Source organism: Streptomyces sp. NPDC021080 (assembly GCF_044333225.1).
Classification (GTDB): domain Bacteria; phylum Actinomycetota; class Actinomycetes; order Streptomycetales; family Streptomycetaceae; genus Streptomyces.
Map to the genome: position 1 here is coordinate 139,422 of NZ_JBIRQM010000012.1, position 21,845 is coordinate 161,266.

Genomic DNA, 21,845 nt, shown 5'->3' on the forward strand with positions numbered 1-21,845 from the left:
CCGGCGGCAATGCCCGGAAGCCCGGGCTTTTGAGGGGCGGCGGCCCGGACCCGGTCCCTGGCCTGCGTCAGGCGTCCGGCGGCGGTGCACGGAGAAGGCCCCGAACTCTTCAGGGGCGGCGAGCCGGAACTGGTCCCCGGTCTGCGGTGGCGTCCGGCGGTGATGAGCGGAGAGGGTCCCGAATTCTTGAGGGGGCGGCGGGCCCCGGCCCCCCGGTCTGGGCTCCAGGCCCGGCCTCCTGGGTCCGGGCTCCGGGCCCGGCCTCCTGGGTCTGGGCTCCAGGCCCGGCCCCCTGGGTCTGGACTCCAGGCCCAGCCCCCTGGGTCCGGGCTCCGGGCCCGGCCCCCAGACCAGGCCCGGGCCCAGGGACCTCTGACCCTGGGCCCGGGGCCCCTCGCCTCAGACCTCGACCCGCGCCGCGACAGCCCGCCTCGCGAACTCCACCACGTGCTCGCGCAGATCCGTCTCGGGCGCGGCCGGGTCCAGGATCAACCGGGCCATCTGCGGCACCGCGTGAGGCCACACGGCCAGACCGATCAAGGTCAGCAGCATGGGAGCGACCTCGGTGGACACCTCCTCGCCCAGGGCCCGGGCGAACCCCAGGCTCCCCGCGAGTGCGGCGATCTTGTCCTCGTAGTGACCGCGTCGGCTGTCCTCGCCCGGCAGCACCTCGTTGCGGTAGTGCAGGCCCTCCCACAGCAGGAGCCGCACGAGCACGGGGTTGTCGCGGTGGAAGTCGTAGACCCGCCCGACGTACTCGGCCGGATCGTCCCCGCTGTGAAACGGCACGGCCTCGGCGACCTCGTCGAGGGCGCGGCCCACGACCGCGTCGAAGAGCTTCTGCTTGTTGCCGAAGTAGCCGTAGATGCGCTCCTTGTTGACTCCCGCGCTCGCGGCGATGCGGTCGACGCGAGCGCCGGCAATCCCGTGAGCTGCGAATTCTTCCGTCGCGGCGGCGAGCAGCCGCTCTTTGGTGAGGCCCGGATCCCGTGTCATGACTCCAGGCTAGGGCGCACGCCCCCGATTGCCAACCAACTGGATGGTTGACATCCAACTGGTTGGTTGATTTAGTTGTGGTGTCGCCGGGACCAAGGCACCGCGGTCCCGGCCCCAGGACTCAGTACGACCCCGCACCGTCAGCACCCCGCACCGACCGGCTCCATGGCCGGCGGAGCGATCCAGCGATCCAGATGTTCAGCAGCGCAGACGCCGACCGGATTGGAATCCGCCATGACCACCGTTGCTCCCGGCACCACCGAGGCCATCGCCGCCACCACGACGACTGCCACTCCCCGGCCTCCGGTGCGGACCCAGGCGGCGCCCCCGGCGGCACTGCCCTCCATCCACACCCGGTTCCTGTTCACCTGGCTGTCGGTCTTCTCGGCCCTGACCGTCGCGCAGCTCCTGATCGGCCCCTATGTCATGGGCCTCCCGGTGCTGCTGCGCAACCTGATCGTCACCGGCGTGGTCGTCCCGGCCGTGGTCTACGCCCTGCTCCCCACGCTCCTGAAGGTGCGTGCCGCGGTGCTCCGCCGCCGCTCGTAACGGCCGGGCGCATACCCGGGCATGCGCCCGGACCCACCGAGAGGCCATCCCCCGACAGGCCCGGCAGTCCCCCGCTGCCGGGCCTGTTTTTGTCGGCCATCCAGTTGCTTTTTCAAGTGAATTCCGAAGGGGCTCTTTTGCGCCACCTTCTGCCGGGCCTCTGCCGATTGGCTTACTCTGCACCCGGATCAGACGCTGTGGGGGTGGCTCTGGGCCACGGGGGAGGAGGGCGTTTTGAGCGAATTAACGGGCCGTCGGAGTGGCAGCAGCGCCGACCGTATTGGCGCCGGAAGTGTTTCTGCGCGCCACTTCAGGTCCTACGAGGACGAGGCCGTCGCCGCCTATGCGGCGCGCTTGCGCGCCATCAGCAGCCCACTCGTCGGCGAGCCCCGAGCGTGGCAGCAATGCGAGCTTCAAGCCCGTCGAATTTTCGCCGATTGTGCCGAGAGCCTCGCGCTCGGACGGACCACGGTCACCGACAGCCAGATCGCCGAAGTGGTCGACCTGGGCGCGATCCGCGTCCAGCAGAGCATCCACCTCACCCACTCGGTGCGCGCCGGTGTCATCCTCTTCGACACGGTGCTCGAATACCTGCTCAAGAGCGTCGAGGACGTCGACGAGAAGGATTCCGGGCGCGTCGACGGGTACACCGTCGCCGTCCGCGCCCTGCAGCAGGGTATCGGCCGCCGCCTCGAGGTCGGCTCGATCGCGTACGACTCCTTCATGCTCGGCCGGGTCCGCGAGGTGCACGAACAGGGCCACCGCAAACTGGCCCGCGAGATCCACGACCAGGTCGGCAACTCGCTGAGCCTGGCCATGCGCCAACTGGAGCTGTACGAGGTCGAGCTGGGCCGGCAGGGCGGCGACATGCCCCCGACCGTACGGTCCGCCCAGGCGGCCATCCTGGAAACGCTCGCGCGGACCAGGGAACTCGTCACCGAACTGCGCCGCCCGTCCGTCTCCGGTTGCCTGGAGGAGGCGATCAACCAGTTCGTGGCCTCGATGGGCGACTCGGTGGCCCCGGTCCGGGTATGGGTGCGCGGCCTGGACGAATGGATTCCGCAGCCGGTGTCCGAGGAGCTGTTCATCATGGTCCGCGAATGCCTGCGGAACGCCTTCCGGCATGCGGAGGCGGGCAACATCGTGGTCCACATCGACATCGCGCCGCACGAGATCCAGACCGAGATCATCGACGACGGCCTCGGCTTCGACACCGCGAAGACCCGCGCGGGCGACCGCGCCAACGGCCTGACCGGGCTGCAGGAGCGGGCCGACCTCGTCGCCGGCACCCTCCACATCGACTCGGCGCGCGGTCGCGGGACCCACGTCACCATCTGGATACCCATCAAGGAAGGCCACGGCGTCCGGTGAACGAGCACGACAAGCCCATGGCGGGCGGCGAGCACACCGGCATCGTCCGCATCCTCGTCGCGGACGACCACACCCTGCTGCGCGAAGCCCTGTGCGATCTGCTGCGCACCGAGCCCGGATTCCAGGTGGTGGCCCAGGCGGGCAACGGCGAGGACGCCGTCCGGCTCGCCGCAGAACACCGTCCCGATGTCGTCCTGCTCGACATCGAGATGCCCCGCAACGACCCGCCGCTGACCGTTCGCAGGCTCCTGGAGCGAGACCCCGGCCTGCGCATCATCGTGCTCAGCATGTACGACGGCCAGCAACTGGTGCAGGAGCTGCTGCGGCTCGGGGTCAGCGGATACCTGCACAAGAGCGCCGGCCGCGAGACGCTGGTCTCCGCCGTACGCGACGGCGACGGCGGCAGCGGGCGCACGGTCACGGTCTCCGTCTCGCCCGCGAGCCTGCGCCCCGAACCGGCCACACCCGAGGGCACCCTCTCCGAACGCGAGGTCGAGGTCCTCGGCCTGGTCGCACGGGCCATGAGCAACCGTCAGATCGCCGTGCGGCTCGGGATCGCCGAGGGCACCATCAAGCGCCACATGCGCAACATCTTCGCCAAGCTCGACGCCGTCTCCCGTATCGACGCCGTCAACAAGGCGGTCGAACGCCGGCTGATCCCCGCTCCGGGCCGTGTCCCCGCCGAACCCCGCTTCGGAGCCGGCCCGCGCCGCGGAGCCTGAGGGCAACGCGGCGGCCCGGCATGTCCGTGTCCCCCGGGGACTTCGGGGAGACACGTCCACACCAGGCCGCGATGCGGGCGGGGCGGGCCGAAACGGAACGGCACGCACCTACGGCGTCGGCCAGACGAGCCTCGCGAAGATCGCCAGATGCACCAGATACTGCGTCACCATGAAGGCGCGGTACGGAGTGCGCCCCCTGGCCTCGTCCCCCCGGGTCGTACGGCACAGGACCGTCACCGCGACCGCGCCGCAGAGCAGCACGGCGGCCGCCGGTCCCAGCAGCGCGGGACGGTGTCCGGCCACGGCCGCGAACCCCCCGGCCACCACGAGCGCCCCGACGGCCGCGACGAGCCGCGCCGTCCCGTCGCCCCAGGCGGTGACCGAGCTGCGCCGCCCGGCCGCCGCGTCGCCGGCGACGTGCGAGAAGTCCTTGGTGACCGCGCCCACCGCGGCCATCCACAGCGACATCGCGCACGCGACGGCGAGATCCGGCCCGGTGGGCAGCGTCCGGCCGGCGGCCGTCCACCCCGCGGCGTAGGTCAGCAGCCCCATCAGGAGCACCGAACCGGAGGCTCCCGCGGCGGTCCGCTTCAACTGGAGCGGGGTCGCGGAGTAGGCGTATCCGAGCAGCAGGAACAGCAGGTCGTACGTGGTGAGCAAGGTGCTGCCGGTCGACAGCATCGCGATCACGGAGCCGGCCGCGCAGAGCCAGGTCCACACCGCCGCGATCCCGGGCGGCAGATCCCCCCGTGCGATGGGGCGGCCCGTCCTGTTGACCAGGTCCTCGTGCACGTCGCACACCCCGTTGATCCCGTACGTGAACAGCGTCGCGAGCATCCAGCCGATTCCCGCCACGAACACGGACGCTCCGAGACCGGAGAACCGTCCGCCGGCCGCGAGGACCGCGCCGGTCAGAAAACGCATCAGAAAGATGAGCTGGACGCTGGGGCGTGCTTCCTCGACGAAGAGACGGAGGCCGGGAATCTTTCGTGGAGCGTCCGAGGCACCGGTGAGGTTCGTGCGGCCGATGCCGCCCGTCCTGCGGGCCGGGTGCCGGGCGGTGTCGAAGGCGCCGGGAGGAGGAGCGATCTCCGTGCCGGTCTGCGTGAGCTGAGCGCTGAGTCGTGCGGTGTGTACCCCCATGGCCGAGGACGGTAATGAACGCCGGACCGGACACACATCCCCCATCGGCGGCCCTTCCGGTACTCCCTTTGGGGAAGGAGGAGTATCGGAAGGACCGCCGACGGGGGTGCCGGTCACCGGCTGGTTCACTGCTCCTGCTGCGCCCCGGTCACCGAGGGGAGATTGACCAGAAGCGCGGCCAGCAGACCGATGATCAGGCCGGTGAAGTGGACCTGCTGCGCGGCGCCGATGTAGATCCAGTACCCGAACCACATGCCGCCCGTCAGGAAGAGCAGGAAGAGGCCGACGAACGCGCCCAGCGCCAGGTTGGTGTGCTGCGTGGTGGCGATGCCGGACCGGAGGCCGCGCGCCCGGCGCACCTGCAGGACCGCGGCCCGGGCGAGCAGGGCGACCGTGAGGATCTCGTAGACGATGACGCCGATCAGGGTGGGTGTCGCCATCGAGTCCGGCAGCGCACGCCACTGCAGGCCGTTGCCGCGCACCGGGTCGTGGATCAGGTCGGCCATGGTCAGCATGCGGCTGATCAGCGCCCGGTTGGTCCCGAAGTCGTTCAGGTTGTTCAGCGTCACCAGGCCGAGCCACAGGGTCAGCCCGCTGAGCAGGAAGGCGTTGAACGCGGCGAGGCGCGAGCGCACCGCGAGGTCGGAACGGTCCGCGGACGTGGTGGACGCGCCGCTGTGGGCCGTCCGGGCGGCAGTGAGCGCCATGGGAGTCTCCTCGGTGATGGGGACGGAGCGTAGGGAGCCGTGAAGTCCCGGGCGCCTCACCAGCGGGCCGCCCGGTGCTTTCGACCCCTTCAGCCTGTCGCCGCCCGCCCGGCCCCGACAGATCCCTCTTCGACCTGCCCGTCCGGCCTCACCGTCCGGCCCCGCACGCGACGAGGCTCGCCGTCGGAGGGTCTCCCCCGCGGACTACTGGGGACCGTACTTGCGTCCCGTCTTCGAGGAGACCCCGCCGAGCAGCGCCCGCGGTGTCACCTTGACCAGTCCCATCAGTGCCTTGTAGCGCGGATCCGGAACGGACAGTGACTTCCCGCGCGCCAGGTCCGCCAGCGCCGCCGCGACCAGCTTGTCGGCGTCCAGCCACATCCAGTTCGGGATGTTGTCCGTGCCCATGCCGGCCCGCTCGTGGAACTCGGTGCGCACGAAGCCCGGGGCCAGCGCCATCAGCCGCACCCCGCTGCCCGCGAGATCCTTCGCCGCGCCCTGCGTGAACTGCACGACCCACGCCTTCGACGCCCCGTACGTACCCCGCGGCACGAACGCGGCCACCGACGCCACGTTGACGACACCGCCCCGGCCGCGCTCCCGCATCGCCTCGGCCGCCGCCGACGTCAGCCGGAGCACCGCCTCGCAGTGCACCTTGAGCATCTTCAGCTCGTCCGCCATCGGCACGTCCAGATAGCGGCCCTTGTTGCCGAAGCCGGCGTTGTTGACCAGCAGGTCGACCGGATTCTTGCGGTCGGACAGCCGGCCGGCGACCTCCTCGATGCCCTCGTCCGTCGCCAGGTCCGCCGTGAGCACCTCCGCCTCGATGCCGTGCCGGTCGTGCAGCTCGGTCGCCTGCTCCCGCAGCCGCTTCGTGTCGCGCGCCACGAGCACGAGGTCGTGCCCGTCCGCCGCCAGCCGCCGCGCGAAGGCGGCACCGATCCCCGCGGTCGATCCCGTAATCAGAGCCGTTGTCATGGCGCAAGGGTAGTGACAGGCCGGGCCCCCCGCCGCCGATGCCGGACGCCCCCGGGGCCTGTCCGGCGTCCGCGGCACGATCCGCCGGAGGGGCCCTACCCGCCGTACTTCGCCACGTACTCCCGCGCCGCCGCCAGCGCCTCCGGATGCAGTGCCTCGCCCGCGGCCGGCAGCCGCGGCAGCAGCTTCCGGTCGGTCGTCGCGGCACGGAACTGGAGGGCGACGGTGACGTCGTGGTCCGGCCGGTGCACGATCTCGACCGGGTCCCCGCAGCGGATCTCGCCGGGCTCGATCACCCGCAGGTACGCGCCCGGCGCACCCCGCTGCGTGAACCGCTTCACCCAGCGCTTCTCGCCGAGGTGCTCCTGGAAGGTGCGGCACGGGATGCGCCCGCAGGTGACCTCCAGGACGACACCGGAACCGATCCGCCAGCGTTCCCCGATCAGCGCGCCGGACACGTCGAGCCCCAGCGTCGTGAGGTTCTCGCCGAACACGCCGTTCGGCAGCGTCCGGCCGAGCTCGCGCTCCCAGTCGTCGAGGTCCTCGCGCGCGACCGCGTACACCGCCTGGTCGTCACCGCCGTGATGCCGCAGGTCGCACACCGCGTCCCCGGCGAGCCCGCTCCCGCCCGTCCCCTTGGGCCCCGGCGCGGTCACGCGGACCGGCCCGTCGACCGGCCGCTTGCCGATGCCGGTCACGCCCTCCGGCTGGTCCGTGTACGCGACGGCCTGCGCCCGGCCCAGGTTCAGTGACAGAAGCCTCATGACATCAAGCTAGGTGATACAGGTCAAAGCGTCGACGCGATATTGGGCACAGTACCCAAGGCGCGCTTATGCTCGAAGGGTGATCGAGGCCCGTCATCTCCGTGTCCTGCGCGCCGTCGCCACCACCGGATCCTTCTCGGCGGCGGGCCGCGAACTGGGCTGCACCCAGCCTGCCGTCAGCCAGCAGATGAAGGCCCTGGAGTCGTCCGTGGGCACCCCCCTGCTCGTCAGGACGGGGCGCGAGATGCGCCTGACCCAGGCGGGCGAGGCCCTGGTCAAGCACGCGGCGAGCATCCTCGCCGGCCTCACGGCCGCGGAGGAGGAGGTCGCCGCGATCGCCGGTCTGCGCGCCGGCCGCGTCCGTCTGGTCTCCTTCCCCAGCGGCAGTTCCACCCTCGTGCCCACGGCCCTCGCCGCGCTGCGCGCCGCCCACCCCGGCACACGGGTCTCCCTGGAGGAGGCCGAACCGCCCGAGTCCGTCGAGAAGCTCCGGGCCGGTGACTGCGACATCGCGCTCGCCTTCCGCTACGAGAGCGCTCCGGGCGTGGAGGAGTGGGACGACCTCGTCGTGCGGCCCCTGCTGACGGACCGTCTGGTCGGCCTGGTGCCCGAGGGGCACCCGCTCGCGCGCTCGGGGTCCGTCGCGATCGGCGAGTTCGCCGGTGAGTCGTGGATCGCGGGCTGCCCGCGCTGTCGCGGCCAGCTCGTCGAGGTCTGCCGCGGTGCCGGTTTCGAGCCCCGCATCGACTTCGCCACCGACGACTACCCGGCGGTGGTCGGGCTCGTGGGTGCGGGACTCGGGGTCGCCGTCCTGCCGGAGCTCGCGATCGAGTCCGTCCGTCCGAAGGGGGCGCGGACCGTGACGGTGGAGCCGGCGGTGTGCCGCGAGATCGTCGCCCTCACCCTTCCGGACCTCGCCGAGGTGCCGGCGGTGGCCGCGACGCTGGACCGCCTGGCACGGGCGGCGGCCCGCTAGGACTCTGCCCGCGAGGGAGCCGGACCGTCATGGACGGGCCGGTGCGCACCCACCCGGCAGAAACGTTGCTTCAGTCGTTCGGGGCAGAGGTGTTTCCGGTGGCCGCCGCCGAGACCAGTCGGTTGCGTGCCCGTCCCATGAGCTCTTCGCGCTCGTCCTCGGTCAGCCCGCCCCACACGCCGTACGGTTCGCGCACCGCCAGCGCGTGTGCCGCGCACTCTGCGCGCACGGGGCATCTCATGCAGACCTCTTTGGCCGAGTTCTCACGAGCGCTCCGTGCCGCACCACGCTCGCCCTCCGGGTGGAAGAAGAGCGAGCTGTCGACCCCTCGGCAGGCCGCGAGGAGCTGCCAGTCCCAGAGGTCCGCGTTCGGACCGGGAAGGCGGGAGAAATCTGCCATTGCGTGTCCCCTTGTTGCCGTTCTGGGCTGCTCTGTGCCCACCGACCGTACATCTACGATCTAAGGAGATGAAAATATGACTCATTGCGAATCTAGCCTCAGACACCAGCAAATGGGAAGAAAACAGGCTAAATGGGGCATGGGTTGTGATGAAACGTTGAGGGTCGGCGCGCATGTCTGCACCGTGTTCGCGTCCTCACGTACAGTGCCGATGACGGCCGACTGCCCCGTAACTCTTTCGAGTGACCATCGTTGAGATGGCTGAGGCGGTTGAAGGAACAAGCGCTCGGGTAGGTGGCCATATCCGCCTGCGAGTGTCGACCGCACAGGTGACGATTCGTAACAGCCTGGAGGCTCAAGGTGACGCGCATCAGCTGCGGAGGACGGTCATGACATCCGTCCTCGTCTGCGACGACTCCCCGCTTGCCCGAGAAGCGCTCCGCCGCGCGGTTGCGACCGTGCCCGGCGTCGAGCGCGTGACGACGGCGGCCAACGGCGAGGAAGTCCTCCGCCGCTGGGGGGCCGACCGTTCGGATTTGATTCTGATGGACGTACGTATGCCCGGATTGGGCGGCGTGGAGACGGTCAGGCGGCTGCTGTCCGCCGACCCCGGTGCGCGCATCATCATGCTCACCGTCGCCGAGGACCTGGACGGGGTGGCACTCGCCGTCGCCGCCGGCGCCCGCGGCTATCTCCACAAGGACGCCTCGCGGGCCGAACTGCGGGCCACCGTGACCCAGGCGCTGGCCGACCCGACCTGGCGGCTCGCGCCGCGCAGACTGCGTTCGGCGGAGATGGGCGCCGCGCCCACGCTCACCGCGCGTGAGATCCAGGTTCTCGAAGGAATGAGCCACGGACGCTCGAACGCGGAGATCGGCCGTGAACTGTTCCTCTCCGAGGACACGGTCAAGACCCACGCGCGGCGGCTCTTCAAGAAGCTCGGCGCCTCGGACCGGGCGCACGCGGTCGCGCTCGGATTCCGGTGGGGCCTGGTCCGCTAGGTGAGCCGCCTCGCGGGTATGGGTAAGACGGCAGTAGTCCCTGCCCGCCGGACGGCGGGTGGGGCCGGGCCCTCGGAGAGGGTCTCTTCGGTGTCCGATCCCCGTTTCCCGGCGGATGCCGCATCCTTGAGGTGTGGAGTTCCTTGGGGACAAGTCGGTCGAGCGGAAGGGGAGGGCGCAGGAGATGAGTTCCGGCGCACCTGCTCATAACGCTTCGGTGCACAACTATGGACGCGGTGCCACGGACAGGACGACGCCAAGGCACCATGGACCGATGCGTGAAGACGAGACGACGGGGATCGGCGCGCTCGTCCTTCGCGCGGTCGACGGCGACGAACAGGCCACGCACGACCTGCTCGCCCACGTACACCCGCTCGCGCTGCGTTACTGCCGCGCCCGGCTGTCCCGGCTTCCGGGAGACGCGCGGCACTTCGTGGAGGATCTGGCGCAGGAGGTCTGTGTCGCGGTGCTCCTCGCGCTGCCGCGGTACAAGGACACCGGTCGGCCTTTCGAGGCGTTTGTCTTCGCGATCGCCGCACACAAGGTCGCCGACCTCCAGCGTGCCGCGATGCGTCATCCGGGGTCCACGGTCGTCCCGTCCGACGAGATGCCGGAGCGGCCCGACGACTCCCTGGGGCCCGAGGAGCGCGCGCTGCTCAGCAGCGATGCCGAATGGGCCAAGAAACTCATGGCCAACCTGCCCGAGAACCAGCGCGAGCTGCTCCTGCTGCGGATCGCGGTGGGCCTCACGGCCGAGGAGACGGGCCAGATGCTGGGCATGTCGCCGGGCGCCGTCCGGGTGGCCCAGCACCGGGCGCTGAGCCGGCTGCGGGCACTGGCGGAGCAGTAGGAGAACCGGTCGGGCCGCGCGGTGACGCGGCCCGGGTCGGGCCGCGGTGACAGGGCCGAGGCGGCATGGTCCTGCCGGGCGGGTCGCGTCGAGTCGAGGGATGACAGGGGCGCGTCGAGCGGGTCGTGTCGAGGGCGGCGCGGTTCTGTCGAGCCGGTCGTGTCGAGGGATGGCAGGGGCGCGTCGAGCCGGTCGCGTCAAGACCTCATGTCAAGACCTGCGTGACACTTTCCGGTGATGCCGGTCACCCCGGTCGAGCGGTCGTCGCCGTGCGCCGGGGCACCCCGGTCCCTTCCCCTCCGCAAATTGCAGGCAAAAGGTGACGGCCCCCGACGGCGCGGATCGGGCCCGCCGGCACGGTGCTGCGCCGCCTCCACCACAGGGAGGGAGCGTCGGCGGGCGTCCGCCCCACCAGTCGCCGGGCCCCTGCCGGTCGCTCCGGATCCTCGCCGGGAACGGGTCTGAACGGGAACGGCCGTCGTCCCGTACGAACATACGAAGCCGAAGCCCACCCTCAACCGTGGAATGAGTGAGCCATGCTTCCCGTTAGCATGGACATCCGCACCGATCAAGGCCATTTGGGGAAGGTGTCATGACTGCCAACGTCGACGGAGTGCCCGCCAAATTCGCGACACTCGGGCTGACCTACGACGACGTGCTGCTGCTGCCGGGCTCGTCGGACATGGCGCCCGACCAGATCGACACCGCCTCGCACATCTCGAAGAACGTCCGGGTCAACATCCCGCTGCTCTCCGCCGCCATGGACAAGGTCACCGAATCGCGCATGGCGATCGCGATGGCCCGTCAGGGCGGCGTCGGTGTTCTGCACCGCAACCTGTCCATCGAGGACCAGGCCAACCAGGTCGACCTGGTCAAGCGCTCCGAGTCCGGCATGGTGACCGACCCGATCACCGTGCACCCGGACGCCACGCTCGGCGAGGCCGACGCGATCTGCGCCAAGTTCCGCATCTCGGGTGTGCCGGTCACCGACGGCGGCGGCAAGCTGCTCGGCATCGTCACCAACCGCGACATGGCCTTCGAGACCGACCGCTCGCGCCAGGTGCGCGAGGTCATGACGCCGATGCCGCTGGTCACCGGCAAGGTCGGCATCTCCGGCCACGACGCGATGCAGCTCCTGCGCCGCCACAAGATCGAGAAGCTTCCGCTGGTCGACGACGCGGGCGTCCTCAAGGGCCTCATCACGGTCAAGGACTTCGTCAAGGCCGAGAAGTACCCGAACGCTGCCAAGGACTCCGAGGGGCGTCTGCTGGTCGGCGCGGCCGTCGGTGTCGCGGGTGACGCCTTCGAGCGTGCCCAGGCCCTGATCGAGGCGGGCGTCGACTTCATCGTCGTCGACACCGCGCACGGCCACTCCCGGCTGGTCGGCGACATGGTCGCCAAGATCAAGTCGAACTCCTCGGGCGTCGACGTCATCGGCGGCAACATCGCCACCCGTGACGGCGCGCAGGCCCTGATCGACGCGGGCGTCGACGGCATCAAGGTCGGTGTCGGCCCCGGTTCCATCTGCACCACCCGCGTCGTCGCCGGCATCGGCGTCCCGCAGGTCACGGCCATCTACGAGGCGTCGCTCGCCGCCAAGGCGGCCGGTGTCCCGGTCATCGGCGACGGTGGCCTCCAGTACTCCGGCGACATCGCCAAGGCCCTGGTCGCGGGCGCCGACACGGTGATGCTCGGCTCGCTGCTCGCGGGCTGCGAGGAGTCCCCGGGCGAGCTGCTGTTCATCAACGGCAAGCAGTTCAAGTCGTACCGCGGCATGGGCTCCCTGGGTGCCATGCAGTCCCGCGGCGAGCAGCGCTCCTTCTCCAAGGACCGCTACTTCCAGGAGGGCGTCGCCTCCGACGAGAAGCTCGTCCCCGAGGGCATCGAGGGCCAGGTGCCCTACCGCGGCCCGCTCTCCGCGGTCGTCCACCAGCTGGTCGGCGGTCTGCGCCAGTCGATGTTCTACGTCGGCGGCCGTACCGTGCCCGAGCTCCAGGAGCGCGGCCGGTTCGTCCGCATCACCTCGGCGGGCCTCAAGGAGAGCCACCCGCACGACATCCAGATGACGGTCGAGGCGCCGAACTACAGCCGCCTGAAGTAGTCACCCGTACACCTGAAAAGGCTTCCACTCGCGCGTGGAAGCCCGCCACGAGGGCGGTCCCGGAGGTTCCGGGGCCGCCCTCGTCGTGGGCGTCGGGGATACTGGGAGGCGCAGAAGCGAAGACGGAAAGGCCACAACGTGACTGAGATCGAGATCGGGCGCGGCAAGCGCGGCCGCCGGGCGTACGCCTTCGACGACATCGCCGTCGTCCCGAGCCGCCGTACGCGGGACCCGAAGGAGGTCTCGATCGCCTGGCAGATCGACGCGTACCGCTTCGAGCTGCCGTTCCTGGCCGCCCCCATGGACTCGGTCGTCTCCCCGGCCACCGCGATCCGTATCGGCGAGCTGGGCGGCCTCGGCGTCCTGAACCTGGAAGGCCTCTGGACGCGGTACGACGACCCGCAGCCGCTGCTCGACGAGATCGCCGGGCTGGACTCGGAGAGCGCGACCCGCCGTCTTCAGGAGATCTACGCGGCTCCCATCAAGGAGGAGCTGATCGGGCAGCGCATCAAGGAGGTGCGCGACTCCGGAGTCGTCACCGCCGCCGCCCTGTCCCCGCAGCGCACGGCGCAGTTCTCCAAGGCCGTCGTCGACGCGGGCGTGGACATCTTCGTCATCCGCGGTACGACGGTGTCGGCCGAGCACGTCTCCGGTGCCGCCGAGCCGCTGAACCTGAAGCAGTTCATCTACGAACTCGACGTCCCGGTGATCGTCGGCGGCTGCGCCACGTACACCGCGGCCCTGCACCTGATGCGCACCGGCGCGGCCGGTGTCCTGGTCGGTTTCGGCGGCGGCGCCGCGCACACCACGCGCAACGTGCTGGGCATCCAGGTCCCGATGGCCACCGCCGTCGCGGACGTCGCCGCGGCCCGCCGCGACTACATGGACGAGTCCGGCGGCCGGTACGTGCACGTCATCGCCGACGGCGGGGTGGGCTGGTCCGGCGACCTCCCCAAGGCCATCGCCTGCGGCGCCGACTCCGTGATGATGGGCTCCCCGCTCGCGCGCGCCACCGACGCGCCCGGCCGCGGCCACCACTGGGGCATGGAGGCGGTGAACGAGGAGCTGCCGCGCGGCAAGAAGGTCGACCTCGGCACCGTCGGCACCATCGAGGAGATCCTCACCGGCCCGTCGCACATCCCGGACGGTTCGATGAACATCTTCGGCGCCCTGCGCCGCGCCATGGCCACCACCGGCTACAGCGAGCTGAAGGAGTTCCAGCGCGTCGAGGTGACGGTCGCGGACTCGCAGCACAAGCGCTAGCCGCACGGTTCCACCGGCGTTCTCACGTCGTACGCGCGAAGGGCCCCCACCGATTGGTGGGGGCCCTTCCCGTGTGTTCGGGGGCGGTCAGCCGTTGGTGAGCAGTTCGAGGACGCCCCCGAGGAACAGGACGAGGCCGGCCAGACCGATGGCCGCCCCGAACGCCCGGAAGCCGAACGCGGTGACCCACCGGACCGGCGGCGAGAAGTCACCGGTCGCGGCGGCCCGCAGGTCGTGGCCGCGCTGCTGGGAGGCCACCATCGCCGCCGCGGCGCCCCGGATGTCGAGGGCGACCCAGCCCCCGGCCACCAAGGCCGCGAGCCCGAGCACCATCAGGAACAGCCAGACGGGCATGTCAGCCACCGTGCCCGGCCTTGCGGGTGCTCTGGAACGCCACGTAGGCCGCGATCGCGAAGAAGACGAAGGTCATGAAGTCGGCGTCGGACTTCCACAGATCCTGGACCACGTCGAGGTGGTCGAAGAAGACCTCGTTGAAGGCGACGTCGAAGTGCTTCGCGATGATCATGGCCTCGCCGATCAGCTGGCCGAGGTAGATCGAGGCGACGGAGACGATCACGCCGACGACCGGGAGGCTCTGGCTGCGGCCGCCCACGCGGCCCGTGGCGATGCCGACGAGGAAGCCGACACCGATGGCGGCGTAGCCGATCTCGTGCTTGGTGAGGCCGGTGACGATGCCGTACAGGATCGCGGACAGCACACCGGCGCCGACGGAGGCGAGGACACCGAGCGCGAAGTTGCCGCGCGCCGGGGCCGCCGGAGCGACGGGCGCGGTCGGGAAGCCGGGCTGCGGCGGGCCCTGCGGCGCGGCCTGCTGCGGGTCACCCGGCTGCGGGACGGGCGGCTGGTCGGCGGGCGCGGCGGGCGCGGCGGGCGCGTCCGCGTACGGGTTGGCGTCGACCGGTGGACCGGACGGCGGCGTCGACTCACTCATGTGGTTCCCCCCCAGGGATGTTGGCGCACAGGGCGTGTGCCAGGGACGTCGCGCACGCCTGTCGGCGCCCGGGGCAGGGCGCACGCGTGTGCGAGAGCTGCCGCAGATTAGCAGGGGGGAGTGACAATCGGTGAGGTGATTTCCTGAGGTCAGAGCCGGTGTGCCGCTCCCGTCGGGGTCGCTCCCCGTGTGTCCAGGAGGAGTTGGGCCTTCACGGACAGTCCTTGCAGGTCGTAGGTGCGGTGCTGCTGGAGCAGGATCGTCAGGTCGGCGTCGGCCGCGGCCTCGTAGAGGGAGTCCGCGCGCGGTACGGGCCGCCCGAGGACGCTCCAGGCCGGCACGTGCGGGTCGTGGTAGCTGACGGAGGCGCCGAGTTCCATCAGCCGTACGGCGATCTCGTGGGCGGGGGTGCCCTGCTGGTCGGCGATGTCCGCCTTGTAGGTGACGCCGAGCAGGAGCACCCGCGCGGCGCGGGCGGACTTCCCGTGCTCGTTGAGCAGCGCGGCGGCGCGCTGGACGACGTACCGGGGCATGTGGTCGTTGACCTGCCGGGCCAGTTCGACCATGCGCAGGGGGCGTCCGGAGGAGTCGCCGAGGTCCTGGGCGATCCCGTGTCCGCCGACTCCCGGGCCGGGCCGGAACGCCTGGAACCCGAACGGCTTGGTCTCCGCGCAGCGGATCACGTCCCACAGGTCGACGCCCAGGTCGTGGCAGAGCACGGCCATCTCGTTGACGAGCGCGATGTTGACGTGCCGGAAATTGGTCTCCAGGACCTGCACGGTCTCCGCCTCGCGGGGGCCGCGCGCGCGGACGACCTTGTCGGTGAGCCGTCCGTAGAAGGCGGCGGCCGACTCGGTGCACGCGGGGGTGAGGCCACCGATGACCTTCGGCGTTCCGGCGGGGGTGAAGTCGCGGTTGCCGGGGTCGACCCGGCTGGGCGAGTAGGCGAGGTGGAAATCGCGCCCCGCGCGCAGTCCGGAGCCGGTTTCGAGCAGCGGGAGCAGGAAGCCCTCGGTGGTGCCGGGGTGCACGGGCGATTCCAGGATCACCGTGGTGTGAGGGCGCAGCCGGGCGGCCAGGGCGCGGGCCGCCGACTCCACCTGGCCGAGGTCCAGGTCGCCGTCCGCGCCCCGAGGGGTCGGTGCGCAGATGACGGCGGTGCGTACGCGGCCCAGCTCGGCCGGGTTCGTGGTGGGCCGGAAGCCCCCCGAGAGCATCCGGCGCAGTTCCGCGGGGCTGAGGGAGCCGCCCTCCGGCCCCGTTCTGTAGCCGAGGGTGGAAATGCCGGCGGCGACGGCGGCCTGGGCCAGGGGCAGGCCGAGGTGACCGAGTCCGATGACGGCGAGGTCTGCGGGCATGGAGTGGGCCGTCCTTCCCTGTAACCGATGTGGGACAGGTGCGCAAGCCCTGTGGACAGGATGGGCGAGAGCAATGTCAGACTAGGAGTAAATATGACCGATTTGCGGGATTTATCGATCAAGATTCCTTGCGCGTCGCCGAGAGTTGTCCACACGCTGCGGGCGGACGGTGGCCGATGAGGGGAGAGACGGTCAGACTTTGGGCAGGGGGATGTGAGCCGGGCGTCGCCGGACAGGTGCGGCCAGCGCGACCTACAGCGGGAGGCAGCGGTGAGGACAGCGACACTGGGGCCGGCCGAGCGTGCCGAGTCACTGGCGGGAATGGCCGAGCGTGAGCTGGACGTGCTGGTCGTGGGCGCGGGCGTGGTCGGCGCGGGCACCGCGCTGGACGCCGTCACGCGCGGCCTGTCCACCGGTCTGGTCGAGGCGCGCGACTGGGCGTCGGGCACGTCGAGCAGATCCAGCAAGCTGATCCATGGCGGCCTGCGGTATCTGGAGATGCTCGACTTCGCGCTCGTCCGCGAGGCGCTGAAGGAGCGCGGCCTGCTTCTCGAACGGCTCGCACCCCATCTGGTCAAGCCCGTCCCGTTCCTCTACCCCCTGCAGCACAAGGGCTGGGAGCGGCTGTACGCGGGCTCGGGCGTCGCGCTGTACGACGCCATGTCGATGGCCCGCGGCCACGGCCGGGGCCTGCCCGGCCACCGCCATCTGACCCGCCGCCACGCCCTGCGCGTCGCACCGGCCTTGAAGAAGGACGCGCTGATCGGCGCCCTGCAGTACTACGACGCCCAGATGGACGACGCCCGCTATGTGGCGACCCTGGTGCGCACGGCCGCTTCGTACGGAGCGAAGGTCGCCAACCGCGCGCGGGTCACCGGATTCCTGCGCGAGGGCGAGCGGGTGGTCGGGGCCAGGGTGCGCGACGTCGAGGGCGGCGCCGAGTACGCGGTCCGCGCCCGGCAGATCGTCAACGCCACGGGCGTGTGGACCGACGACACCCAGGCCATGGTCGGGGAGCGGGGCCAGTTCCACGTCCGCGCCTCCAAGGGCATCCACCTGGTCGTGCCGAAGGACCGGATCAACTCCTCGACGGGACTGATCCTGCGCACCGAGAAGTCCGTGCTGTTCGTGATCCCGTGGGGCCGCCACTGGATCATCGGCACCACCGACACCGACTGGGACCTGGACAAGGCGCACCCGGCGGCCTCCAGCGCGGACATCGACTATCTGCTGGAGCACGTGAACTCGGTGCTCTCCCTGCCGCTCTCCCGTGACGACGTCGAAGGGGTGTACGCGGGGCTGCGCCCGCTGCTGGCCGGGGAGTCGGACGCCACCAGCAAGCTGTCGCGCGAGCACACCGTGGCCCACCCGGTGCCCGGACTAGTGGTCGTGGCCGGCGGCAAGTACACGACGTACCGGGTGATGGCCAAGGACGCGGTGGACGAGGCGGTGCACGGCCTCGACCAGCGCGTCGCCGAATGCGTCACCGAGGACGTTCCGCTGATCGGCGCCGAGGGGTACCGGGCGCTGTGGAACGCGCGGGCGCGGATCGCCGCCCGCACCGGCATCCATGTGGTGCGGGTGGAGCACCTGTTGAACCGGTACGGGTCGCTCGCCGAGGAACTCCTCGACCTCATCGCGGCGGACCCGTCCCTCGGCGAACCCCTGCCGGCCGCCGAGGACTACCTCCGGGCGGAGATCGTCTACGCCGCCTCGCACGAGGGCGCCCGCCACCTGGACGACGTCCTGACCCGGCGCACCCGCATCTCCATCGAGACCTTCGACCGGGGCACCCGCAGCGCCCGCGAGGCCGCCGAGCTGATGGCGCCGGTCCTCGGCTGGGACAAGGGCCAGATCGAGCGCGAGGTGGAGCACTACGAGAAGCGGGTCGAGGCCGAGCGGGAGTCCCAGCGCCAGCCGGACGACCTGACGGCGGACGCGGCCCGGCTGGGGGCTCCGGACATCGTGCCGTTCTGACCGCCGCTCCCCGCCGCTCCCCGCCGCTCCCCGCCGGAGTCCGCCGGAGTCCGCCGGAGTCCGCCGGAGCCCGTCGGAGTCCGCCGATGTCACTCGAACGGGTGTGGCGAGCCGGGACCTTTGCCCGGGGCCCGTCCGTTCTACGGGGTGCGGGGACAGAACTCGGCGGCGAGCAGGGCCGGTTCGAGCGTCGGGTCCGTGACCCCGCCCGTGTTCACCCGGAAGGTGAGGACGTGACGACCGTCCACGGTGGCCGCGCTGCGCACGTAGCTGCCGGTGATCCGGCCGTTGTGCCCCCACACCGTGGTCCCGCACGGCAGTTTCACCGGGAACAGCCCCATGCCGTACGAGCCGTGTGCGGCGCGGGTGTCGAGCATCTCGCGCAGTCGGCGCGGGGGCAGCAGTCGGCCGCCGAGCAGGGCCGCGTAGAAGCGGTTCAGATCGGCCAGCGTGCTCACCAGCTCACCCGCCGCGCCGGCCACGCGCGGGTCGAGCTCGGTGACGTCGGAGCCGTCGGCGGCGTACGCGCGGCCGTGCGGCGCGGGAAGCGACGTGCGGCCGCCCGGGAACGAAGTGCCGGTCAGGTGGAGGGGGGTGATGATGCGCCGCTCGGCCTCGGTGGCGTACGAGTGGCCGGTGACCTTTTCGATGATCATGCCGAGCAGCACGTAGTTGGTGTTCGAGTAGGCGTAGCGGCCACGGCCGACGGGGGGATGGGTGAGTGCGATGCGCAGGGCTTGAAGCGGAGTCACGGGGACGGCGCCCCGGGTCGTCCGGGTGAAGTCGTAGAGGCCGCTGGTGTGGTGGAGCAGCGCGCGCAGCGTGAGGCGGCGGCCGTCGTTGCCCGCGCCGCGCACCAGGCCGGGCAGATGGCCGTCGACGGAGTCGGACAGGGACAGCCGGTGTTCGGCGGCGAGCTGCAGGACGACCGTCGCGATGAACGACTTGGTGATGCTCCCGGCACGGAAATGATCGGAACGAGCCATTCCGTTCCCGGTGCTCGCGAAGCGTGAACCGGACGCGTCGCCCACGAGCAGGGCGGCGGCGGGGGCGCCGCCACGGGTCACGAGGCGGGTCAGCGCGGCGTCCACGGTCCGGGCGACGGGCGTCCGCGCGGCGACCGGGGACTGCTCTCGCAGGCCGCTCTGGACCACGGCGAGCAGTGCCAGGGACACGGGTATGGCCAGAAGTGTCCGAGGTGTCCGGGGCAGTGGCATCGCTGGGTCCTTCCTTGTCGCGGCCCATCATGGGACACGTTTCTGTGCCCGGGACCCTGGCGGGGGCCGGTTTTCGGGCCGGGCGCGGCGGACCCGCGCGGGCGTGGTCGCAGGGTGGTCGGGGTGTCCGGGACGCGGTCGTGGGCGAGCCGTCGGCGGGGTCCGGACGTCCCGCCGGCCGAGCTGTTGCGGTTCCAGGGGCCCCCAGGGCGCTGGGCACTTGTCGGGTGAGGGACAATGGAGGCTCTGTCAGGGCGGGTTGCATGAGGGGACGCATGTCGGAGGCGGAGCGGGCGGGAGCATCCCGTCAGGACAAGAGCGAACGTCTCCTCGCCGGGCGGTACCGGCTGGGGGATGTTCTCGGCCGCGGCGGCATGGGCACGGTGTGGCGCGCCGAGGACGAGACCCTGGGCCGTACGGTCGCCGTGAAGGAGCTGCGGTTCCCGTCGGCCATCGACGAGGACGAGAAGCGCCGGCTGATCACGCGCACGCTGCGGGAGGCCAAGGCCATCGCGCGGATCCGCAGCAACGGCGCGGTGACGGTCTTCGACGTGGTCGACGAGGACAACCGGCCGTGGATCGTGATGGAGCTCATCGGGGGCAAGTCCCTCGCCGAGGTCATCCGCGAGGACGGACTGCTCACGCCCAGGCGTGCCGCCGAGGTGGGTCTGGCCATCCTCGACGTGCTGCAGGCGGCGCACCGCGAGGGCATCCTGCACCGGGACGTGAAGCCGTCGAACGTGCTGATCGACCATGACGGCCGGGTCGTGCTCACCGACTTCGGCATCGCCCAGGTGGAGGGCGACCCGTCCATCACCTCGACCGGGATGCTCGTCGGCGCGCCCTCCTACATCTCGCCGGAGCGGGCCCGCGGTCACAAGCCCGGACCCGCCGCCGACCTGTGGTCGCTGGGCGGTCTGCTGTACGCGTCGGTGGAAGGCGTGCCGCCGTACGACAAGGGCTCCGCGATCGCGACGCTCACCGCGGTGATGACCGAGCCGGTCGAAAAGCCCAAGAACGCGGGCCCGCTGGAGAACGTGATCTACGGCCTGCTCGCCAAGGATCCCGAGCAGCGGCTGGACGACGCGGGCGCACGGGCCATGCTCAACGAGGTGCTGAGCGCGCCCGCGCCCGAGAAGAGCGTGCCGGAGCCGCAGGACGCGACGAAGGTCGTGGCCATGCCGCCGCTGCCGGAGAAGACGTCGCGGCGGGGTGCGGGCGGCTCGGCCTCCGGCGCCAAGAAGGGCGAGGAGCCCTCGGAGCGGCTGCGCGGGGCCCTGCGGTCGGTGCGCAAGGCCGCGACCTCGGCCGGGGCTGCCACCTCGGCGGCGACGGCCCGCGCCAAGGCGGCCGGCGGTTCGGCTTCCGCCGGGGCGGAGGGAGCCGCCAAGACGGCCTCCCCGCAGACCGGTTCAGGAACCGGTGCGGAGGCCGGCCCGGCCGGCGGCACCTCCGCGCCGACCACCGCGGTGAACGCGTCCGTGCCGGGACAGACGGGCGGCTCCGACGGCAAGCCGGTGAACTCCGGCGCGGCCACCGGTGCCGCGGGCGCGGCCGGCCGGCGCGGCGGTTCGGGGTCCGGCTGGCCGGTGGCGCCCGAGCGCCCGGCACGCCCGGTGCCGAAGGCCTCGCTGACCGACGTCGTGCCGCTGCGGACGCTGGTGATCCTCGCGGTCGTCGTGGCGCTGGCCGTGGTCGGCACCGTGCTGGCCATCACGATCGGCGGCGGGGACGACAACGGCGCCAAGGGCGGCACGGGCGGCGGCGCGAAGGCCACGGCCTCCAGCGGAACGGGCTCCGGCGGCGACAAGAGCGGCGGCGGCAAGAGCGGCGGCAAGGGCAAGAGCGACGCCGCGCACACCGACAGCGGCGACAAGTCCGGCTCCACGTCCGGTTCCACGTCGGGCTCCGGTTCGGACGACACCGCGAACACGTCCTCGGACTCGGACACGAGCTCGTCGGACGATTCGGGATCCGGCGGCAAGGAGCCGGGCTCGGGATCCACCGCCGTGTCGACGTACAAGAGCGGCCAGGGCTTCTCCATCGGGCTGCCGAAGGGGTGGGAGTACGTGTCGCAGGACGCCGCGGGAGCCCGGTTCACCGGCCCCGACGGGCAGAAGCTCCTCGTCGGCTGGACGTCGACGCCCAAGGACGACCCGGTCGCGGACTGGAAGAACCAGGAGCGCTACATGACGCGCTCCCAGTACTCGAGGATCCGCATAGAGAGCGTGGACTACCGGAACTGGAACACGGCCGACTGGGAGTTCACCTCCGTGGACGGCGGCACCAAGTTCCACACGATCGACCGCGGGTTCGTGGTGAACGCGCATCAGGGGTACGCGCTGATGTACACGGCGAAGGACTCCGCCTGGGGCAGCGCGCTGCGCAAGAGCACATGGGCGACGCTGACCGGGACCTTCCAGCCGAAGAAGTGACGCGCCGCTCGCCTGGGGTGCCGTCCGGACCGATATCCGGACCGATCCGGACGGCACCCCCAGGTGACGTTCCGCGACGAACCGG

General features: G+C 71.3%; 20 protein-coding genes. 10 read left to right on the forward strand and 10 right to left on the reverse strand.

The genetic code is table 11. The annotated features are described in order from the left end of the window. Positions 1–399: 399 nt before the first annotated feature. On the reverse strand, positions 400–996 hold the full coding sequence (locus ACH4S8_RS28345) for a TetR family transcriptional regulator (RefSeq protein WP_398398875.1): 597 nt from the start codon (positions 994–996) through the stop codon (positions 400–402). Positions 997–1,230: 234 nt separating this feature from the next. On the opposite strand from ACH4S8_RS28345, the gene ACH4S8_RS28350 reads away from it, so the two are divergent. The 3 genes from ACH4S8_RS28350 to ACH4S8_RS28360 all read left to right on the forward strand — a co-directional run bounded on the left by ACH4S8_RS28350 (position 1,231) and on the right by ACH4S8_RS28360 (position 3,638). Continuing rightward, on the forward strand, positions 1,231–1,545 hold the full coding sequence (locus ACH4S8_RS28350) for a hypothetical protein (RefSeq protein ID WP_398398877.1): 315 nt from the start codon (positions 1,231–1,233) through the stop codon (positions 1,543–1,545). A 354-nt stretch (positions 1,546–1,899) separates the two neighbouring features. After that, positions 1,900–2,916 carry a sensor histidine kinase gene (locus ACH4S8_RS28355; RefSeq protein WP_398398879.1) on the forward strand — a complete coding sequence of 339 codons (1,017 nt, stop codon included), beginning with the start codon at positions 1,900–1,902 and terminating at the stop codon, positions 2,914–2,916. A gap of 17 nt (positions 2,917–2,933) precedes the next feature. Continuing rightward, entirely contained in the window at positions 2,934–3,638 is a 705-nt protein-coding gene (locus tag ACH4S8_RS28360; protein ID WP_398399174.1) for a response regulator, read from the forward strand. Positions 3,639–3,746: 108 nt separating this feature from the next. Here the strand turns inward: ACH4S8_RS28360 and ACH4S8_RS28365 are convergent, their stop codons facing one another. From ACH4S8_RS28365 to ACH4S8_RS28380, 4 genes are all read right to left on the reverse strand, one after another. After that, a complete protein-coding gene (locus ACH4S8_RS28365) occupies positions 3,747–4,781 on the reverse strand; it encodes a UbiA family prenyltransferase (protein WP_398398881.1) in 1,035 nt (344 codons plus the stop codon). A gap of 125 nt (positions 4,782–4,906) precedes the next feature. Further along, positions 4,907–5,488: a DUF2165 family protein gene (locus ACH4S8_RS28370; protein ID WP_398398883.1), complete on the reverse strand. Its 582-nt coding sequence runs from the start codon at positions 5,486–5,488 to the stop codon at positions 4,907–4,909. A gap of 204 nt (positions 5,489–5,692) precedes the next feature. Beyond that, on the reverse strand, positions 5,693–6,466 hold the full coding sequence (locus tag ACH4S8_RS28375) for an SDR family NAD(P)-dependent oxidoreductase (RefSeq protein WP_398398885.1): 774 nt from the start codon (positions 6,464–6,466) through the stop codon (positions 5,693–5,695). A 95-nt stretch (positions 6,467–6,561) separates the two neighbouring features. Beyond that, positions 6,562–7,230 (reverse strand): MOSC domain-containing protein, encoded by a 669-nt coding sequence (locus ACH4S8_RS28380; protein ID WP_398398888.1) that lies wholly within the window; start codon positions 7,228–7,230, stop codon positions 6,562–6,564. Between the two features lie 79 nt (positions 7,231–7,309). On the opposite strand from ACH4S8_RS28380, the gene ACH4S8_RS28385 reads away from it, so the two are divergent. Next, entirely contained in the window at positions 7,310–8,206 is an 897-nt protein-coding gene (locus ACH4S8_RS28385) for a LysR family transcriptional regulator (RefSeq protein WP_398398890.1), read from the forward strand. A gap of 70 nt (positions 8,207–8,276) precedes the next feature. Here the strand turns inward: ACH4S8_RS28385 and ACH4S8_RS28390 are convergent, their stop codons facing one another. Continuing rightward, complete coding sequence (locus ACH4S8_RS28390) at positions 8,277–8,606, reverse strand: WhiB family transcriptional regulator (protein WP_398398892.1); 330 nt, start codon at positions 8,604–8,606, stop codon at positions 8,277–8,279. A gap of 389 nt (positions 8,607–8,995) precedes the next feature. On the opposite strand from ACH4S8_RS28390, the gene ACH4S8_RS28395 reads away from it, so the two are divergent. From ACH4S8_RS28395 to ACH4S8_RS28410, 4 genes are all read left to right on the forward strand, one after another. Continuing rightward, positions 8,996–9,607: a response regulator transcription factor gene (locus tag ACH4S8_RS28395; RefSeq protein WP_003948568.1), complete on the forward strand. Its 612-nt coding sequence runs from the start codon at positions 8,996–8,998 to the stop codon at positions 9,605–9,607. 274 nt (positions 9,608–9,881) lie between these two features. Beyond that, positions 9,882–10,457, forward strand: coding sequence for a sigma-70 family RNA polymerase sigma factor (locus ACH4S8_RS28400; protein ID WP_326785994.1), 576 nt, complete (start codon positions 9,882–9,884; stop codon positions 10,455–10,457). Between the two features lie 592 nt (positions 10,458–11,049). Beyond that, entirely contained in the window at positions 11,050–12,558 is a 1,509-nt protein-coding gene (gene guaB / locus ACH4S8_RS28405; protein ID WP_398398895.1) for an IMP dehydrogenase, read from the forward strand. A gap of 138 nt (positions 12,559–12,696) precedes the next feature. Continuing rightward, positions 12,697–13,821, forward strand: a complete 1,125-nt coding sequence (locus ACH4S8_RS28410) for a GuaB3 family IMP dehydrogenase-related protein (protein WP_355765811.1) — start codon at positions 12,697–12,699, stop codon at positions 13,819–13,821. Positions 13,822–13,908: 87 nt separating this feature from the next. On the opposite strand, the gene ACH4S8_RS28415 is transcribed toward ACH4S8_RS28410, so the two are convergent. The 3 genes from ACH4S8_RS28415 to ACH4S8_RS28425 form a co-directional block, all read right to left on the reverse strand. After that, positions 13,909–14,175, reverse strand: coding sequence for a hypothetical protein (locus ACH4S8_RS28415; RefSeq protein ID WP_398398898.1), 267 nt, complete (start codon positions 14,173–14,175; stop codon positions 13,909–13,911). 1 nt (position 14,176) lies between these two features. Then, positions 14,177–14,773: a hypothetical protein gene (locus ACH4S8_RS28420; RefSeq protein WP_398398900.1), complete on the reverse strand. Its 597-nt coding sequence runs from the start codon at positions 14,771–14,773 to the stop codon at positions 14,177–14,179. A 149-nt stretch (positions 14,774–14,922) separates the two neighbouring features. After that, the gene (locus ACH4S8_RS28425) at positions 14,923–16,131 is read right to left on the reverse strand and encodes a nucleotide sugar dehydrogenase (RefSeq protein WP_398398902.1); all 1,209 of its coding nucleotides are present in this window, start codon (positions 16,129–16,131) and stop codon (positions 14,923–14,925) included. 270 nt (positions 16,132–16,401) lie between these two features. Here ACH4S8_RS28425 and ACH4S8_RS28430 point away from each other — a divergent pair, with 270 nt between their 5' ends. Then, positions 16,402–18,108: a glycerol-3-phosphate dehydrogenase/oxidase gene (locus ACH4S8_RS28430; RefSeq protein WP_398398904.1), complete on the forward strand. Its 1,707-nt coding sequence runs from the start codon at positions 16,402–16,404 to the stop codon at positions 18,106–18,108. Positions 18,109–18,248: 140 nt separating this feature from the next. Here ACH4S8_RS28430 and ACH4S8_RS28435 read toward each other — a convergent pair whose 3' ends face one another. Continuing rightward, complete coding sequence (locus ACH4S8_RS28435; protein ID WP_398398906.1) at positions 18,249–19,325, reverse strand: serine hydrolase domain-containing protein; 1,077 nt, start codon at positions 19,323–19,325, stop codon at positions 18,249–18,251. A gap of 275 nt (positions 19,326–19,600) precedes the next feature. Here ACH4S8_RS28435 and ACH4S8_RS28440 point away from each other — a divergent pair, with 275 nt between their 5' ends. Further along, positions 19,601–21,760, forward strand: a complete 2,160-nt coding sequence (locus ACH4S8_RS28440) for a serine/threonine-protein kinase (protein ID WP_398398908.1) — start codon at positions 19,601–19,603, stop codon at positions 21,758–21,760. The last annotated feature ends 85 nt before the right edge of the window (positions 21,761–21,845 follow it).

Excerpts from the sequence above, each read along its gene's own strand:
- ACH4S8_RS28380 (WP_398398888.1), bottom strand. The coding sequence starts at position 7,230 with ATGAGGCTTCTGTCACTGAACCTGGGCCGGGCGCAGGCCGTCGCGTAC.
- ACH4S8_RS28370 (WP_398398883.1), bottom strand. The coding sequence starts at position 5,488 with ATGGCGCTCACTGCCGCCCGGACGGCCCACAGCGGCGCGTCCACCACG.
- ACH4S8_RS28425 (WP_398398902.1), bottom strand. The coding sequence starts at position 16,131 with ATGCCCGCAGACCTCGCCGTCATCGGACTCGGTCACCTCGGCCTGCCC.
- ACH4S8_RS28390 (WP_398398892.1), bottom strand. The coding sequence starts at position 8,606 with ATGGCAGATTTCTCCCGCCTTCCCGGTCCGAACGCGGACCTCTGGGAC.
- ACH4S8_RS28360 (WP_398399174.1), top strand. The coding sequence starts at position 2,934 with ATGGCGGGCGGCGAGCACACCGGCATCGTCCGCATCCTCGTCGCGGAC.
- ACH4S8_RS28415 (WP_398398898.1), bottom strand. The coding sequence starts at position 14,175 with ATGCCCGTCTGGCTGTTCCTGATGGTGCTCGGGCTCGCGGCCTTGGTG.
- ACH4S8_RS28375 (WP_398398885.1), bottom strand. The coding sequence starts at position 6,466 with ATGACAACGGCTCTGATTACGGGATCGACCGCGGGGATCGGTGCCGCC.
- ACH4S8_RS28350 (WP_398398877.1), top strand. The coding sequence starts at position 1,231 with ATGACCACCGTTGCTCCCGGCACCACCGAGGCCATCGCCGCCACCACG.
- ACH4S8_RS28435 (WP_398398906.1), bottom strand. The coding sequence starts at position 19,325 with ATGCCACTGCCCCGGACACCTCGGACACTTCTGGCCATACCCGTGTCC.
- ACH4S8_RS28395 (WP_003948568.1), top strand. The coding sequence starts at position 8,996 with ATGACATCCGTCCTCGTCTGCGACGACTCCCCGCTTGCCCGAGAAGCG.
- ACH4S8_RS28365 (WP_398398881.1), bottom strand. The coding sequence starts at position 4,781 with ATGGGGGTACACACCGCACGACTCAGCGCTCAGCTCACGCAGACCGGC.
- guaB (WP_398398895.1), top strand. The coding sequence starts at position 11,050 with ATGACTGCCAACGTCGACGGAGTGCCCGCCAAATTCGCGACACTCGGG.
- ACH4S8_RS28400 (WP_326785994.1), top strand. The coding sequence starts at position 9,882 with ATGCGTGAAGACGAGACGACGGGGATCGGCGCGCTCGTCCTTCGCGCG.
- ACH4S8_RS28345 (WP_398398875.1), bottom strand. The coding sequence starts at position 996 with ATGACACGGGATCCGGGCCTCACCAAAGAGCGGCTGCTCGCCGCCGCG.
- ACH4S8_RS28440 (WP_398398908.1), top strand. The coding sequence starts at position 19,601 with ATGTCGGAGGCGGAGCGGGCGGGAGCATCCCGTCAGGACAAGAGCGAA.
- ACH4S8_RS28420 (WP_398398900.1), bottom strand. The coding sequence starts at position 14,773 with ATGAGTGAGTCGACGCCGCCGTCCGGTCCACCGGTCGACGCCAACCCG.